The sequence below is a fragment of the Alkalihalobacillus trypoxylicola genome (genome assembly GCF_001590785.1).
GTDB lineage: Bacteria > Bacillota > Bacilli > Bacillales > Bacillaceae_D > Alkalihalobacillus > Alkalihalobacillus trypoxylicola.
This window is the reverse complement of the sequence record NZ_LTAO01000012.1, coordinates 75964-92277: the sequence shown is the minus strand read 5'-3', so window position 1 is coordinate 92277 and position 16314 is coordinate 75964. Positions and strand designations below refer to the sequence as shown.

The window sequence follows — 16314 nt, the reverse complement described above, 5'->3', positions numbered from 1 at the left end:
TGTTACTATATTCGTATTATCTTGACCAATACCTTTATTTTTTTAAGAATGAAAAGGCAGCTCGGTCAAAAGACAAACAATCACTTATTAAAGTGATAATATCTTTCGGATTTATTTCATATGAGGACAGGAGTGGAGAGCATGGTAAAAACAATTTATAACTTTAATGCAGGTCCTTCTGCATTACCTAAGCCTGTATTAGAGAAAGCACAAAAAGAATTTCTAAATTTCAAAGATAGTGGAATGTCCCTAATGGAAATGAGTCACCGAAGTAAAGTTTATGAAGATGTTCATAATGAGGCTCAATCTTTATTAAAAGAATTAATGGGAATTCCAGAAGATTATCGAATTCTTTTTTTACAAGGTGGGGCTAGCCTTCAATTCTCAATGATTCCTATGAATTTCTTATCTAGTGGTCAAAGAGCGAATTACGTCCTAACTGGAGCTTGGTCAGAAAAAGCATTAAAGGAAGCAACTTTTATAGGTGAAACGACCGTTGCAGCATCTTCTAAAGGTTCGAACTATACTTTCATACCAGAAGCTTCTACATGGTCACTTCAGCCAAATGATGCTTATATTCATATAACTTCTAATAATACGATTTTCGGTACACAATTCCAGGGATTTCCTGATAGCTTGAAATCTCCACTTATAGCTGATATGTCAAGTGATATACTTTCAAGAGAAATAAATATTGAAAATTTTTCAATGATTTATGCTGGGGCTCAAAAAAACCTTGGTCCATCAGGAGTTACAGTTGCCATAATAAAAGAGGATCTTTTAAGTGATAAAAAAGAGAATATTCCAACGATGCTTAATTATCACACTCATTTAGAAGCAAATTCCTTATTTAACACCCCACCTACTTATTCCATTTATATGCTTAGAAATGTATTGGAATGGCTCAAGCATTCAGGTGGAGTATCAGAAATTGAACAAAGGAATCATGAAAAGGCTGCAAGTATTTACGAAGCAATTGATCAAAGTAACGGATTTTATACGGGACATGCAGAAAGAAATTCTCGCTCAAACATGAACATTACTTTTAATCTTGCAACAGAAGAATTAAATAAAAAGTTTCTTGCACTAGCTAAAGAAAGAGGCTTTGTAGGATTGAATGGACACCGTTCTGTAGGTGGATGTCGAGCTTCTATTTATAACGCCGTTCCCCTTGAGGCTTGTTTAGCTCTTTGTGATTTAATGAAAGAATTTCAAAAGAAGAATTAATTAAAAGCGAGATGCTGCGTGCTATGAAGAAAAAGAAACGATGATAAAGTAGAAGAAAACCAACCCGGATAAAAGCGTCATAATCATCATAAAATAAATTCGATTTTTCATTTTGGCACGCACATCTTTTTCATCCGTACGATTAAGCTGCTTGACCATATAAATACTACTATATAAGCTCAATAAAGAAATAGATAAAAGAAAAAAAATAAGAGCATCCATAAACTTCCCCCTTTTAGATCAATATGTATGAATCTTACTCAAAAAAAAGAATATGAATCATTATAGAAGGGATTGAAAGCTAATGAAATTCTCATCGTATATTACTGGTTTTGTAACGGGAGTTAGCATCAGTGCTGTCGCTAGCTTGTTACTAGCTCCAAAATCCGGACAAGAGCTGCGTCACTCTATAAAGAGTTCGGCTAATGCGACCCAAAGGAACTTTATCCAAATTAAAAATGATGGTCAAGAGCTTATAGAACAATTAAAGGTAACAACCCAGATTGGCCATCAAGCGGTAAAAGAACTTAGTAATGAGTTAATGGATTCAGTCGAAAAATGGAAAAATGATGTTGAGCCATCAATCCAATCTATAAAGAGAGACATCTCTGATTTAGAAAAAAATATTGATATCAAAGGAAAATGAATGATTAAGAAATATTTGGAACTGAAGGAAATATAACTATTGAAATTTTCAAAAAAGTTTAGTTAAAGAAAGGTTTTGCTCTTTCTTTTTTCATCATTTCTTGTCATAATAAGAAGTGAAAGTATATAGCAATAATTTTTTTAAATGAGAGAGAGAAAAAGAAACCTTTTTTGGATGGGAGGAGTAAGATGGAGCATCATGAAGCCGGTTCACTTTTACAATCAGTCGTATTTAGTCACAAGGTAGCTCAACTAAGCAAAGCATTATGGAAATCTGTAGAAAAGGATTGGCAAAGTTGGATTAAGCCATTTGACTTAAATATTAATGAGCACCATATTTTATGGATAGCTTATCAAATGGATGGTGCCTCCATTTCTGACATTGCTAAATTTGGTGTTATGCATGTTTCAACAGCTTTTAATTTTTCAAAAAAGTTAGAAGAAAGAGGCTATTTGTCCTTTTCAAAAAAAGAAAACGATAAACGAAATACTTATGTTTGTTTATCGGAAGAAGGAAAAAGCCTTTTTTTAGAAACAATGGAAGCATATCAGCTAAATACTTATAGCATCTTAGATGGGGCATTACCTATAAAAGACTTGTATGGAAAATTTCCAGAGTTCTCTGAAGTTATGACAATCGTTCGTCATATTTATGGTCCTGACTTTGTGGATACATTTGAGCAATCATTGATGAAATTAGAAGATGACTTTTCAGATCAAACAGGAATGTTAAAAAGAAAAGAGAAAAAAGCTTCATTAGAGCTAGAAATTAGCGCTAATAGCTAGTTAAAGAACCCCTTGCTTAAAATAAGTGAGGGGTTCTTTTATATCAATAAACCTATTCATTTTGAAGCTGTAACTCCCATCTATATTGGTCTTCCGTAATATTAAATTCACTAAAAGCTATCATCATATTTTCAGCTATTACAAATTCAGATATTTCAATACGTAAGCGTTCATTGGCAGCTTCTACGTAAACCCAATCTGGAAATTCTGACTGTCCGTCAATCCAAGAAAGGATTGTACTAGCTGGAAGCTGGAATAATCCTAATTGAATATTCTCAACATATAATAGTAATCCTCCAGAATCGGTTATTTCAGGACTCATTTGTGCTACAAACGATACATTATTGCCTAAGATTGGTATGGAAGAACGATACTCTACATATTGTTCTCCTATAAATAATTGATAAGGCTCATTTGACTCCTCAATAAAGCTTTGAATCAAATAATTGATTCTCTCACGACTACTTGTCATTTCCATGACCATTTCTCCATCAATAGAAGGAACCGGTATTTCCGTTTGTTCTGGGACATCCGGCAATTGTACCCTTATAAAAATAAAAAGAGCCACAAAAGCGAGAACAATAAATAAAACTAAGCCAAAAAAAGCTCTTTTCCATGTCATCCCAACATCTCTCCTTATTTATAACGATATGAATGATTTCATACGTTATCCCCTATTTCAAATTGCTTCATATTAATAGCTTAAGATAAAAAAAGGTTTATCTCTATCTTTTTTTTATAAGATTTGATAAAGTTTAATCATAACATTGGCTAGACTGGAGGGAGACTATGGTCTTCTATATCATCATTTTTGCGGTCTTTATCTTATATTCTATTAACTCGATGACCGATGCACTTTGCGAACGTCGTGAAATACCTATTGAAAAACACCCCCAAATCTTTAGAACAATAAATATTTTGATGACGATTTTATTAACATCTACTTATTTCAAAATTCTATTTACGTAAGTGCATGGTTCGTTTAGTAGCTGATAAAACCAAAAAGAGTGAGCTTATTTAAGCTCACTCTTTTGATATTAATTTAGTTATTAGCAAACCCAAGAAGCACCGATGATTACTAATAAGATGAATAATACAACGATTAACGCAAAACCACTATTTCCATATGAATGACCCATTATAAAATCCTCCTTGATGTTAAGTGTTTTTTATTTTAAAAATATGTGCTTGCTAAAAAGAGATGTCTTTGCCAGCTTACAACCAAGCTGCACCTACAATGATTAATAAGATGAACAATACTACGATCAACGCAAATCCACCTTGGTATGCGTGAGACATAATTACACCTCCTCTTTGCTTTGTTAAGATATATTATGCAAATGCCTTTGTTCTGTACTGGGCGTTTTACCCAAATTAGGGGGAAAACCTAATTCTTTTTGTTTCTTAATTTTTACAATAATTGTTAAGACATTTATATACTTATATAGAAAAAGCTTTTTATCTCATATCTATTTATGGTATAGTAGGTGCTGTAGTCACTTTTGATGACTTTTTTTACTTACTTAGGGGAGTGAAATTCAATGAAAAAGCAAATGCTTGCTGCAGTTGGACTAGCTGCGTTCACAGTTTTAGCAGCCTGTAACAATGATGAGGCGGCAACTGATGATACTCCAGTTGTAGTGGTTAATGGTGAAGAGATAACAGAAGGTCAACTTGTTAATACTCTAAAAGAACGTTATGCAGAGGCTACTTTACAGGAAATGGTACAACGTAAGCTTCTAAATGAGCAATTAGAAACTGCCGGTATTACGGATGAAGAAATTCAAGAAGAGCTAGATTATTTCAGAAGTACATACCAAGTTGAGGATGATGAGGCATTATTAGATTTGCTAAACACTCAATTTAATATTCAACTGACTAGTATTGATCAACTAATCGATGAATATATTATCCCGCCACTTGTTATCGAACGTTTAGGTAGCCAAGATGTAGACATTACAGAAGAAGAAAAAAGAGCTTACTTTGAAGAAAATGAAGATATGTTTAGCTTGCAAGTTGAGGCTAGTCATATCCTAGTGGAAGAGGAATCGGAAGCAGAAGAAATCTTAGAAAAGATTAACGATGGTGAAGATTTTGCTGAATTAGCTCAAGAGCATTCTACGGATGGCTCTGCAGCTAATGGTGGCTCTGTTGGTTTCTTTGGTACTGGTCAAATGCTACCAGAATTTGAAGAAGCTGCTTTTGAACTTGACATTGATGAGGTAAGTGAGATTGTTCAATCTCCATATGGATACCACATCATTAAGGTAACAGACAGAAAAGAATCTTATGAGGATTTTGAAGCTGAAATCGAGGAAGCACTTGCTGCTCAACAAGCTAAAACTCCGAATCAAGTTTTAGAAGAAATTATTTCTAATGCAGATATTGACGTTAGAAATTCTCAATACGAAGACTTATTTGATGCTGATTCTGATAACGAGGAAACAGCAGAATAATCATATAACGAACATTGAACCCTCCTTCTCTTCATAAGAAGGAGGGTTTATTTCTATGAAAACCGTAAGCTAGTCGACACAATGAACAGAAGGTCCAATAGAAGAAAGTGGCCATAACAAAATCCACTTTTTAAAAAATGATAAGTTCTGCGCCACCCACCGGACTCAAAGTGTCTTGGGGGAACGAACAGCCGGGCATCAAACATAGGTGATATAAATTCAATCAAGAGTCTTGTCCCGAACCTTTTTTATTATATCTTTTCTACATTCCTTTTTTCTCGTTCTGCTTCCATTCTCTCAATAAAAACACTACCTTCTTTTTCAATATATTCGTTTTCTACCTCATGGTCTTCTAGCATATACCTCATACTCATGTAACCACTAAAAATAATCCCTGCTATAACGAGATAAATCCACCATGGACTTGCTAGTAAAACTGAGAGAATGCTTGTTTGAGTAAAGATAAAAACTAATATTAAGGCTACTAATAATACAACAGCTACCCTTTGGCTTGTCTTAGTTGAAGAGTTCATACTATCCCTCCCATAACTTCTAATTATCATACTATATGCTTGTATTTCTAATTTAGAACGAAAAAGATACGCTCTAAATGATAATAATTCAGCTTAGGAAAGACGAACCATTTAAAGAAATCGCTACAGAAAAACTCCTCCGTCTTCAATGAGGAGCAGCTTCAGTCTCCGTCTTAAATATTTCCACTTTAGAGCCCTCATACACTTTCTCTCCGTCAGAAACCTTTGAATCCCTTTTTTGCTCATTTCCTTTTAAAAGAAAAAGAAGAACAATACCTTCTTTATAGGCATGCTCTTCGTTTGGTCGTTCTATCTACTTTTTCTCAGTTTCTTTATTCCTGTTACCTCTAGTTTGTTCCCCATAACTCCAAAATATCTTTTGTCATTTGTGTCATTGCTTCGTTTGCTGTATCAATCCTCGCACTTTCTAATTCATCAAGCATTGAATCCCAAAGGTTGTCGAATTCGGATGGATCTGCCAATATCGCTTGGGTAATCCTTTGTTCTGTAATATCATCTGCGCGCTGCTGAATAATCTGAATATCCCCACCTGGCGGAATGGTAAAGTTTGCAACCGTCCCGTGCTCAGATCTACCTAATTCTTCTGTTGCTGGAAACCAATCAATCCAGTTGTCCATTCCATACTCAGCTAAAACTTCTTTCTCAACCGAGTTAAAATTCTCTATAATGTCTTCTTCAGAATGAGGTGTAATCGACTGACCATTAGAATCTAAAGAACCATTCCCCCATTGCGGAAAAGGATAGACATAATATCCTACTCCTGTTTCTTTGGAGTAATTTGAATCTGAATTCATTCTTTGTCGATCATCATCAAACATCACACGCTCTCCATCCACTATTTCATAATTTTCTCCTTCAATACCCCAATTTAATAAGATTTGTGCTTCTTCAGAAGCCATCCAATTTAAAAATTCAAAGGCCTTTTCTTGATGCTCACTTGTTGAGGAAATGGCAATACCCCAACCTCCTGCAAAACCATAGTCTTTTAAACCTTGAGATTTGTATTCCTCTCCTAACGTAACAGGAAGTGGTGCATATGTTCTTTCTTCCAATCCAGAAGCTACTAATGCTTGGTCAGCATCCCCTATATTCCAATTCTGATCAGCTACACTTAGTACTCGACCTGAAGAAAGCTTGGCAATATAAGTATCATAGGTTTGAGTAAATGACTCTGGATCTAATAACCCTTTTGCGTTTAAGCCATTTAACCATTTAAAATATTCTCTAAATTCTGGCTCTAGAAATTTATAGGTTGTTTCACCTGTGTCAGGGTTAACATACCATTGACCATCATCAGGAATACCTGCTGCAAATCCCGCAGGGTTTCCAACGGTAATTAACCAACGCCAATCACTACCTAATAAAGAAATAGGAATTGTAGGTTGACCATTTATTTCTGGGTTTTTTTCATAATAATCCGTAAGTGCTGCTTCAAAATCGTCTAATGTCTTTATTTCTGGATAGCCCTGTTCCCTTAATACATCTAGCTGTATTTGAAAGGTACCACTAGTTTCCCAAAAGGCATTTTCCACTCCATAGGTTCCTACTGTATAAATGCTTGGATCTGATAAAGAGTTTCTTAAACGGTCTAGTTGCTCTCCATACATTGTCTTGAGGTTATCCCCTTTTTCTTCAATATAATCGTCTAGTGCAATAACACCACCTGCTTCAATTAACTTCCCAATGTCACCTTTTGCAAAAATTAAATCAGGATACTCTCCGCTTGCGATCATAAGTGGGATGGCCTCATCATTGCCACCAACCGGATAATCCATTTCTAATACAACACCAGTAGCTTCCGTAATTTTCTCTGCAACACGATCATCAAATACTTTTTCTTCACCATCAGCATTAAAAAACGTTAATGTGATAGGCTCTTCTCCCGTTGATTCTTCAGAATTTTCAGGAGACTCGGAACCTTCTACTTCCTCATCCCCTCCTGTTTCATTACTACAAGCAACAAAAACGAGCATGGCTACTAAAAAGAGGCCCATCCATAACCAGTTGTTTTTCATTTTATTTTCCTCCAATCTTTCATTTATATTAATTTTCATTAATATCAAGACTTTACGGCTCCTAATGTGAGTCCAGTAACAAAGTACTTTTGTAAAAATGGATAAACAACTAAAATAGGAACCGTTGCAATAATCGTTATCGCCATTTTTATAGAATTTGGATTCGTTTGATTAGCGATAACTTCTGCGTTTTGGGTCGTAATTTGACCACTTGATATATTCGCATTATCTAAGATTTTCATCAGTTCAAACTGTAAGGTCGTTAAATCTATATTGGCCCTTGCGTATAAATACGTATCAAACCAGCTATTCCATTGTCCTACTGCTAAAAATAATGAAATAGTTGCGATGACAGGAATACAAAGTGGTAGCATAACCTTCGCAAAAATCGTAAAATCATTCGCTCCATCAATTTTGGCTGATTCAGTCAGCTCAATAGGGATTTCATCCATAAATGAGCGAATCACGATGACATTAAAAGCCGAAATTAACATAGGCAAAATATATACCCAAAAGTTATTAATTAAGCCTAGTTCACGAATCAACATATATTCTGGTATTAAGCCACCACTAATAAACATCGTTATGACTAATATAAAGCCTATAAATCGATTAAAAATAAAATCTCTACGGCTTAATGTATAAGCAAGCATTGTGCTTGCAATAATCCCAGTAACGGTTCCAACTACCGTACGAAGTACCGACATACCGAATGCTTGAATTAAACGATCATTGCTTCCGAAAATTTCACTATAATTAGCTAGTGTAAATTGTCTTGGCCATATATGAATTCCCCCTCTTACCGTATCCGTTGCATCGTTTAATGAGATAGCGAGTATATTTAAAAATGGATACAAAGTAATGATCATGACGCCCACCATAATAATGAGCAGCACTAGATCAAAGGACGTAATTTTTCGATTTACCATGATATCTGCTCCTCCTAGCATGTCTTTTATCTTTTAAAATGGTTATTCATTAAAAGACTCTACCTTCTCCAAATTTTTTCGCTAAAGAGTTGGCAATTAAAATTAAAATAATACTGATAACCGATTTAAAAATCCCGATGGCTGTCCCAAACGAATAACGAAACATTCCAATACCGTAATTTAAAGCATATAAATCAATAACTAATGCTTTTTCTGCTACTATGTTATTTCCTAGAAGCATTTGTTTTTCAAAACCTATATTTATTAAATTACCAATGCTTAAAATCAGTAAAATAATAATCACCGGACGAATACTAGGTAAGGTTATATGCCACATTTGGCGTAACCTTGAAGCTCCATCAACCCTTGCCGCTTCATACAATTGGGGATTCACTCCTGCCATGGCTGCCAAATAAATAATTGCATTCCAGCCAGTCTCCTTCCAAACATCAGCGATGGTTACTATCCCCCAAAATAAATCTGGATTTGACATGAACGATATCGGTCTTTCGATTATACCTAGATTCATAAGAAATCCATTTATAGGTCCCTCAACAGAGAGCATCGTAATCACAATGTTTGCTACGATTACCCAAGATACAAAGTGGGGTAAGTAAGATAGGGTTTGTGTAATCCTTTTAAAGAACATAAATCTTATTTCATTTAAGAGTAAAGCAAATACGATAGCCGCTAATGTTCCAAAAACGATTCCTAAAATCCCCATACCTAACGTATTTTCTAAAGCTCGATAAAAGGTTGGCTCCCTAAAAAGCTCACGAAAGTGATGTAAGCCCACCCACTCTTGATCCAATAATGAATTCTGCGGTCGATAATCCTGAAAAGCCATCGTCCAGCCAGCTACAGGGATATATCTAAAGACAATCAACCAAATCACAAAGGGTAATGACATTAAAATCAGAATTTTTTGATTTTTTATCGTGTGCCAATACCCTTTTCTACTCACATTATTAGAAAGCTGAGGTTTTTTTCCTCCTTTTCCTAATCCTAAGTTTGTCGATGTGACAGGTAGATTTGTTTCAGTACCAACAGTATTTCGATTCTTATTCATATAAAAAATCTCTCCTTACACAACGAGTTATAGTGAATGTAATCCCTTCTTTATTTTTAAATTGAAATCACCTTATAAATACAATTTCATTATATAAGTAACCGCTTACATAAAATACCGCACTATTTAGTTAAAAAATCAGTTCAAAAAAAGTGAATTCCACAAAAAAAAGCTATTTATGCCATGTTAATGAACATGCATAAATAGCTTTTTTTATAAATCTAATGGTGGCTCATGAAAAGTTGGTTTATAAAAACTCCGTTGATCCATAGCCATTACTCTTTCAGAAAATTCTCCCGGTTGAACTCGTTCTAATGCGCGGTCCATCATATTCATTTTCGCATCAATATTGTCAATTAAATGCAAGAGTTCAGCTTCCTTTACTAAAGGAGCTTTAGGACTTCCCCATTCTCCTTTTCCATGATGGCTCAGGACTAAGTGCTGAAGAATTAAAACCTCTTCCCCTTCGATGTTTAATTCTTTTGCAGCCTCGTCGATTTCATTAACCATAATTGAAATATGTCCAAGTAAATTTCCCTCTAGTGTATAAGCAGTATCAATCGGTCCCGATAATTCTCGAACCTTCCCCAAATCGTGTAAAATAATTCCTGCATACAATAAGTCCGTATCAATTGATGAATATAATTCGGACAAGCTTTTAGCAATATGCAGCATGGATACAACATGAAAAGCCAAACCTGAAACAAACTCATGGTGATTTTTAGTCGCTGCAGGTGATTCGAGAAAATCGCTTTGGTGCTTTTTTAATAGGTGCCTTGTGATTCGTTGTATATTTGGATTTTTCATTTCAAAAATATATTGAGTAATTTGATCGAGCATTTCCTCTGGGGCCATAGGGGCCGAACGTACAAAATCAGCGATTTTTACATTATCAATCGCATTAGATGGTCTTATGCTCTGTAACTTTAATTGATTTCGACCACGATATTCAATTAGATCCCCAACTAAATGTACGATTACTTTACTTACAAATGCTTCTTCGTCTTCTTTGGAACAACCCCACAACTTAGACTCTATTTCCCCAGTATGGTCCCCTAGGATTAATGTTAGAAAAGGTTTTCCATTACTAGCAATCCCTTTCGTAGCCGTTTTGATTAAAAAATACTTTTCTATTTTATCCCCTACTTGATGATACCTAATTCCTCTATTCACCCTATCACCTCATTACACATTGTTGATATAATTATATCATATTTTGTCAGTTATTCTTGCGGTTGTCATTAGATAGAGAAAAGCCCTCCTTTTCGAACAGAAGGGCTTACTTTTCATTTTTTTTGTTTTTCTTTTTGACTTTTGGTTTAGGAGCCTCGACTACATGAGGTAAAAATACCTTTATTTTAACCCCTAAATCTGTATTCTCCACTTCAGGATGTCCGTTGTGAAGTTCGGAAATTCTTTTTACAATCGCTAAGCCTAATCCAAACTTCCCTTTATTGCCTTTATAAAACGGGTTAAACAATTGTGACATATCCTGTTCAGGAATCTTTTCTCCATCGTTTTCAACAGAAAGAATAATCGTATCCTCTTTCAATTCTGCTCTAATCCATATCGAAGTCAATGCATATCGTAACGCATTTTCTATTAAGTTCTCAAGGAGAACTTCTAATTGCTTCGGGTCTCCCTTTAGACGAACATCTGAATTTTCTACGTAGATTTTCACATCGTCTCTTTGCGCACGGAAACGTTCCTCAATATTGAAAGCTAATGATCCAAAAATGATCTCTTCTTGAGTTAACGTTTCTTCCTTTAGAGAGTCTAATTTAGTAAAGTAAAGCATATCAATGACCCTTCGCTCCATTCGATTGCTTTCTTCTATAATTACGTCCATCGTTTCTTCTAGGTTTCCTTTTGGTAAAATACCATCCTTCACTGATTGTGCATAACTTTTCACCACCATAATTGGTGTTTTTAGTTCATGTGAAGCATGCTGTATAAAGGTTTTTTGTGCTCGATCATAATGATTTAGGTTCCGTCTCATTCTTTCAAATTGATCGGATAAACGTTGGAAATCTTCATCACCTTTCCATTGTAACGGATCCTTCCAATCTCGATTCGCTATTTGTTCTAGGTGATTACCGAGAATAATTAAAGGTTGTCTTAAATAATGCTTAAGCCATATAGCAGGTAATAAACTTAAAACACTTGTTAGTAAAAACAAATATAAAAGACGCTCCCAAAGCTTATTTACCATTTGGTCACGATAAGAATCCCACATATAAGAAATGTGGTAAGCTGGTAAACCAATAATATTCGCTTTTTTTATGACATAAAAGGCTGTGGCCCCATCAAATTGAAGCTCATATCTTCCTCTAACTGATTCTTGCTTAAAGGCATTAGTAGCCATTTCTCGTAATATATCAGCAGGAGGTAAATCTCCTTTCGCGCCTTTGCTAAGGGTATCCTCGATGAAAAAGTGACCAACCGAATCCGTTTCAGCATTTTCAAAAAACTGTCCACTGTCCTGTGGTGGATCGATAAAATCAAACAAAGGGTAGGTTAATATTCGATCCTGCTCTCTTTCTATCATTCGGTACGTTTCTTCTGTTAATGTATCCTTTATAGAGATAGGATAAATAATGATTACTGATAGTGCAAGTAAAACAATGAGAGATATGAACGCTAACCATATCCGTTGAGTTAAATTTACTTTAATCATGATGACAGTATTCGATAACCATAACCATATAAAGTCTCTAGATGTACTCTAGGCATTTTTTTTCTAACTCGTCGAACCACATCATCCACAGCACGTTCTGAACCAAAGTAATTGTCTCCCCATACAAATTCAATAATTTTATCCCTAGAGAAAGCTTTTCCAATATCTCCTGTCAATAAAAGTACTAAATCCATTTCCTTTGTCGTTAGGTCAACTAATTCCTCTTCACCGACCTCCATATCCACTACGGTACGTCCAATAGGGTCGACTACATATTGATTGATTTCAATTTTCTTTTGCTCTTGTCCTGCTGAACCATAAACACGATTAATAATTTTTTTAGCACGTATAATAAGCTCTTGTGGTAGAAACGGCTTAGCTAAATAATCATCACTTCCCATTTCTAAACCAAGAACACGATCTAAGTCTTGATCTCTTGCAGAGATAAAAATAACAGGTGTATCTTCATCTTGTTTAATCATTTTAAGTAATTGATATCCATCCATTCCTGGAAGCATGATATCTAATATCCATAAATGGGGTTTATCATTAACCGCGTTAGCAGCATCCTGTCCATTATTAAATACCTTAACTTGCCAATTCTCTTTTTCTAAATATGCTTTAATCACTTCTGATAAATTTTCTTCATCTTCTACTAAATAAACGAGATAGTCACCCAACTTGCATCCTCCTCAATAAAAAAAAGTTCCCCTAGATTTTATTTCATTTAACAATCAAATTTAGTATTCCACTTATGAACGCTATTGAAACGTTAATTGTCTACTCATCATACCTTTTCTACAGGAAAAACGCACTACTTTCAACAAAATCACAATATTTTATGCAATATCTGCGGATTTATATAGCTGATTGTGGTATTTTAATGAAATTAGTTTAAACATTATGACCTACTATATTGAGAGGCCTTTTATGGCCTTGATAGGATAGTATGACTAGTTGAATAATTGTTACACATAGTCTGGAATTATTTAGATAAAGTAATTACGAAGATCGGTGTAATCGGTGCATACACAAAAAAACAAGAGGAGGAGGAGGCAATACTTATGAAAGGAAGATTCCACAAATGTTAGGTGCCCGGCTGTTCACTTCCCCAAGATACTCTGAGTCCAGCGGGGTGGGGCGAACAGCCGGAGTTTCTTATTTCCATTGGATAGTCAGTCGTACGTTCTTATCCGTCTATCTACTCTGACCTTGCAACATAAATTATTCTGCGGATTTAATCAAACTCTTTAATCTAAAGAAGTGCAATTGCTGTTAATGCAGCCAAAGGTAAAACGAGTCGATTCCAATTAGGTCTTGGATTATAATAACCAGGAAAATAACCTGGATAAAAGCCTTGGCCAGGAAAAAATGGGTTTCGAGTCTGGTGGTAGTTTGAATGCATTTGGCCAGATTGCTGATGTGGGTACCCATCATTCATTTGTTGATGCTGCATAGCTTGGGCTAAATCCATATATTGACCATTTTCATCCACTAAAACCATTAAATATATTTGTTCATGATCGACATGCTCTAACACACCATTTATTTGCTGTCCTTGGTATTGTACCGAAACAGGCTGATTCATATATTGCTCACATTGCATTTTTAATTGAGATACATCATTATAATATTGCATTTTGTTCCTCCTTAAATAGGCTGATATCTTAATGTATTCAATAAAAAGAAATAGGTGTTTGGACGATTTAGTGGATGATCATAAATAAAAACCTTCGGAATTCCGAAGGTTTCTCTGCATCTATTAAGCTTTTGTCAATGATTGCTGCTGCTGTTTATTTGGTAGCACAATCACAAAATAAGTTTGTAAAATCGTAAATATATTTCCTACGACCCAATAAAGTGACAATGCTGATGGAAGCGATAATCCAGCAAATATAATCATAACAGGCATAATATACATAATTAGTTTCATTTGTTTAGGCATTTGTGCGCCTGACATATTTAACTGAATTAACGTTGTTAAACCAGCAACAAAAGGAAGAATCATATCAGGCTGTCCAAGGTTAAACCAAAGAAAGGACGTTGCTCCTATTTCCTCCGTACGCATTATAGCGAAATAAAAGGCCATCAATATAGGCATTTGTACAAGCATCGGCAAACATCCTGCAATAGGGTTGACTCCATGTTTTTGATAAAGTGTCATCATTTCAGCTTGTAATTCTTGTTGTTTTTTTGGATCAGCCTTACTAGATTGTAGCTTTTTTTGTATTTCATCTAATTCAGGTTTTAGTACCTGCATAGCCTTTGTACTTTTTTGTTGTTTTAATACTAATGGTAATAATAAGAAGCGTATTACAAGTGTTACAAGAAGAATCGCCACTCCATAGTTACCTTGAAAAATAGTAGCTGTACGTATAATCAACCAAGACATAGGATAGACAAAAAAGTGATTCCAAATCCCCGTTGTTTCAGCGTTGATCGGTTGATCGGTAGCGCAAGCTGTCAAAAGAAGCAGCAAAAATACACCTAATAATATTAATTTAATTTTTTTACTCACAATAATCCTCCTTATTGGTTTACGATAGTCGTTTACGTAAATCCAATAAGGGCGTCTTCTTCATCACTATCATTATGATGATCATGAAAGGAAGGGATTTTAGGACGATATAATCTTTGAATGATTTGCGATAAAGGTAAATAAGATGTTAACTTTGACTTTAACCGTAGTTTTTTCTTAGACCAACTAGATGAATAGTCATATTCAAATTTATATAAAATAGACCTTCCATATGCTGTGACTACCCAAACAGTAAAAAGGATACTAAGCCAAAATGAAAATGCATCCATAATTAATTCAAACATTTTATCGTCCCTCCCTTCAATACTAATAAATATATCCTATCATATTTATCCTAAAATACAAAAACAACTTTTCCCTTCCAAAAAATTCCCAATATGGAATCTTCATAATCATCCATTTTTTCAACTAACTTATCCTCTTAACCTCTGTTCATTGACAAGCACCATAAAAAAGCACCTTGAGATACATCTCAAGGCGTTTATGTGTAACGAAAATTAATTAACCCATTAAATTTGAACACGCAATTGCTTTCTGAAAACCTCTTTTATCATATAAGATACTCCATCTTCTTCCGTAGATCTTGTAATCCAATCAGCCTCTTCTCTTACTTTATGGCTAGCATTACCCATTGCTACTCCTAAACCGGCCTGTTGTATCATTTCAATATCATTTTCTGAAACACCAACTGCTACCATGTCTTCTAATTTTATTTCTAGAAATTGAGCTAACATACGTAGAGATTGAGCTTTTGATACCCCTTCGTTCATAACTTCCAATTGGTTGTTTTTGCCTTTCATTATTAAAAAAGATTGATTCATCTTCTTGATTTGGGTAATCGCCAATTCACGGTCATTTTCTCGATAAAACTGTGCTTGAATTTTTAATGGCGCCATTGGCTGTTCTAATAACTTTTCATAGACAGAATCTACAAAAGTTAATGGATAAAACCTTGGTTCATCTAATTCAAGAGTCATTTTCGCCAATAACTGCTTTTTTTCTTTCATTTTATTTCCTAAGGAATAATTTTCATGATATAAACGAATATGACATTCATATCTTTCCAAAATATCGACCATCTCTTCAGCTTGTACTTCTTCTATTCTTTGGTAATAAAAAGGTTGATCCTTTTCTTTTGCAACAAATGCTCCATCACTCGTTACTAAATATCCATCTACCTTTAAAATTTTCGCCATTTTTGCTGCATACAAGAAAGGTTTTGAAGTCACAAGGGTCACGACTACACCTTTACTCTTCACATAATCAATGGCTGCTTTTGTTTGTCGGCTTATCTTAGAGTTTGATTGAATGATGGCACCATCTATGTTTAAAGCCAACATACGGTAAATCATAGTGTTTTCCTCCTCTAGGTGTCTATATTAGTTAATATAAGAATTCCTTAATTATAGATATGTAT

The 16314-nt window shown here is 34.7% G+C and carries 20 protein-coding genes; 5 read left to right on the top strand and 15 right to left on the bottom strand.

Annotation, left to right across the window (positions count from 1 at the left end):
- Window positions 1-141: 141 nt before the first annotated feature.
- Window positions 142-1227, top strand: coding sequence for a 3-phosphoserine/phosphohydroxythreonine transaminase (gene serC / locus AZF04_RS07500; protein WP_061948207.1), 1086 nt, complete (start codon window positions 142-144; stop codon window positions 1225-1227).
- Between the two features lie 21 nt (window positions 1228-1248).
- Here the strand turns inward: serC and AZF04_RS07495 are convergent, their stop codons facing one another.
- Window positions 1249-1449 (bottom strand): hypothetical protein, encoded by a 201-nt coding sequence (locus tag AZF04_RS07495; protein ID WP_061948206.1) that lies wholly within the window; start codon window positions 1447-1449, stop codon window positions 1249-1251.
- Between the two features lie 82 nt (window positions 1450-1531).
- Between AZF04_RS07495 and AZF04_RS07490 the strand changes: the two genes are divergently transcribed.
- Both AZF04_RS07490 and AZF04_RS07485 read left to right on the top strand, forming a co-directional pair.
- Window positions 1532-1873 (top strand): YtxH domain-containing protein, encoded by a 342-nt coding sequence (locus AZF04_RS07490; protein WP_061948205.1) that lies wholly within the window; start codon window positions 1532-1534, stop codon window positions 1871-1873.
- Window positions 1874-2061: 188 nt separating this feature from the next.
- Window positions 2062-2658 carry an HTH-type transcriptional regulator Hpr gene (locus AZF04_RS07485; RefSeq protein ID WP_045485356.1) on the top strand — a complete coding sequence of 199 codons (597 nt, stop codon included), beginning with the start codon at window positions 2062-2064 and terminating at the stop codon, window positions 2656-2658.
- 52 nt (window positions 2659-2710) lie between these two features.
- Here the strand turns inward: AZF04_RS07485 and AZF04_RS07480 are convergent, their stop codons facing one another.
- The gene (locus tag AZF04_RS07480; protein ID WP_061948204.1) at window positions 2711-3280 is read right to left on the bottom strand and encodes a YpmS family protein; all 570 of its coding nucleotides are present in this window, start codon (window positions 3278-3280) and stop codon (window positions 2711-2713) included.
- 167 nt (window positions 3281-3447) lie between these two features.
- Here AZF04_RS07480 and AZF04_RS07475 point away from each other — a divergent pair, with 167 nt between their 5' ends.
- On the top strand, window positions 3448-3627 hold the full coding sequence (locus AZF04_RS07475; RefSeq protein WP_045485358.1) for a hypothetical protein: 180 nt from the start codon (window positions 3448-3450) through the stop codon (window positions 3625-3627).
- 80 nt (window positions 3628-3707) lie between these two features.
- Here the strand turns inward: AZF04_RS07475 and AZF04_RS07470 are convergent, their stop codons facing one another.
- Window positions 3708-3797: a YjcZ family sporulation protein gene (locus AZF04_RS07470; RefSeq protein WP_061948203.1), complete on the bottom strand. Its 90-nt coding sequence runs from the start codon at window positions 3795-3797 to the stop codon at window positions 3708-3710.
- Window positions 3798-3873: 76 nt separating this feature from the next.
- On the bottom strand, window positions 3874-3957 hold the full coding sequence (locus AZF04_RS20615) for a YjcZ family sporulation protein (protein WP_081766675.1): 84 nt from the start codon (window positions 3955-3957) through the stop codon (window positions 3874-3876).
- Window positions 3958-4199: 242 nt separating this feature from the next.
- Between AZF04_RS20615 and AZF04_RS07465 the strand changes: the two genes are divergently transcribed.
- On the top strand, window positions 4200-5114 hold the full coding sequence (locus AZF04_RS07465) for a peptidylprolyl isomerase (RefSeq protein ID WP_061948202.1): 915 nt from the start codon (window positions 4200-4202) through the stop codon (window positions 5112-5114).
- A 251-nt stretch (window positions 5115-5365) separates the two neighbouring features.
- Here the strand turns inward: AZF04_RS07465 and AZF04_RS07460 are convergent, their stop codons facing one another.
- The 11 genes from AZF04_RS07460 to AZF04_RS07410 all read right to left on the bottom strand — a co-directional run bounded on the left by AZF04_RS07460 (window position 5366) and on the right by AZF04_RS07410 (window position 16249).
- Window positions 5366-5647, bottom strand: coding sequence for a sporulation YhaL family protein (locus AZF04_RS07460; RefSeq protein ID WP_061948201.1), 282 nt, complete (start codon window positions 5645-5647; stop codon window positions 5366-5368).
- A gap of 347 nt (window positions 5648-5994) precedes the next feature.
- Window positions 5995-7683 (bottom strand): ABC transporter substrate-binding protein, encoded by a 1689-nt coding sequence (locus tag AZF04_RS07455; RefSeq protein ID WP_061948705.1) that lies wholly within the window; start codon window positions 7681-7683, stop codon window positions 5995-5997.
- A gap of 44 nt (window positions 7684-7727) precedes the next feature.
- Complete coding sequence (locus tag AZF04_RS07450; RefSeq protein WP_061948200.1) at window positions 7728-8612, bottom strand: carbohydrate ABC transporter permease; 885 nt, start codon at window positions 8610-8612, stop codon at window positions 7728-7730.
- Window positions 8613-8661: 49 nt separating this feature from the next.
- Window positions 8662-9522 carry an ABC transporter permease gene (locus AZF04_RS07445; protein ID WP_235599960.1) on the bottom strand — a complete coding sequence of 287 codons (861 nt, stop codon included), beginning with the start codon at window positions 9520-9522 and terminating at the stop codon, window positions 8662-8664.
- A gap of 372 nt (window positions 9523-9894) precedes the next feature.
- Window positions 9895-10854: a 3'-5' exoribonuclease YhaM gene (yhaM, locus tag AZF04_RS07440; RefSeq protein ID WP_045485363.1), complete on the bottom strand. Its 960-nt coding sequence runs from the start codon at window positions 10852-10854 to the stop codon at window positions 9895-9897.
- 106 nt (window positions 10855-10960) lie between these two features.
- Window positions 10961-12358 (bottom strand): sensor histidine kinase, encoded by a 1398-nt coding sequence (locus AZF04_RS07435; protein ID WP_061948199.1) that lies wholly within the window; start codon window positions 12356-12358, stop codon window positions 10961-10963.
- Window positions 12355-13038 carry a response regulator transcription factor gene (locus tag AZF04_RS07430; RefSeq protein ID WP_045485365.1) on the bottom strand — a complete coding sequence of 228 codons (684 nt, stop codon included), beginning with the start codon at window positions 13036-13038 and terminating at the stop codon, window positions 12355-12357. Before AZF04_RS07430 ends, AZF04_RS07435 begins: the two co-directional genes overlap by 4 nt.
- Before the next feature lie 575 nt (window positions 13039-13613).
- The gene (locus AZF04_RS07425) at window positions 13614-13997 is read right to left on the bottom strand and encodes a hypothetical protein (RefSeq protein WP_061948198.1); all 384 of its coding nucleotides are present in this window, start codon (window positions 13995-13997) and stop codon (window positions 13614-13616) included.
- A gap of 123 nt (window positions 13998-14120) precedes the next feature.
- Window positions 14121-14876 carry a membrane protein insertase YidC gene (gene yidC, locus AZF04_RS07420; RefSeq protein WP_061948197.1) on the bottom strand — a complete coding sequence of 252 codons (756 nt, stop codon included), beginning with the start codon at window positions 14874-14876 and terminating at the stop codon, window positions 14121-14123.
- 32 nt (window positions 14877-14908) lie between these two features.
- Complete coding sequence (locus AZF04_RS07415) at window positions 14909-15181, bottom strand: hypothetical protein (RefSeq protein WP_061948196.1); 273 nt, start codon at window positions 15179-15181, stop codon at window positions 14909-14911.
- 225 nt (window positions 15182-15406) lie between these two features.
- Window positions 15407-16249: an HAD family hydrolase gene (locus tag AZF04_RS07410; RefSeq protein ID WP_061948195.1), complete on the bottom strand. Its 843-nt coding sequence runs from the start codon at window positions 16247-16249 to the stop codon at window positions 15407-15409.
- Window positions 16250-16314: the final 65 nt, after the last annotated feature.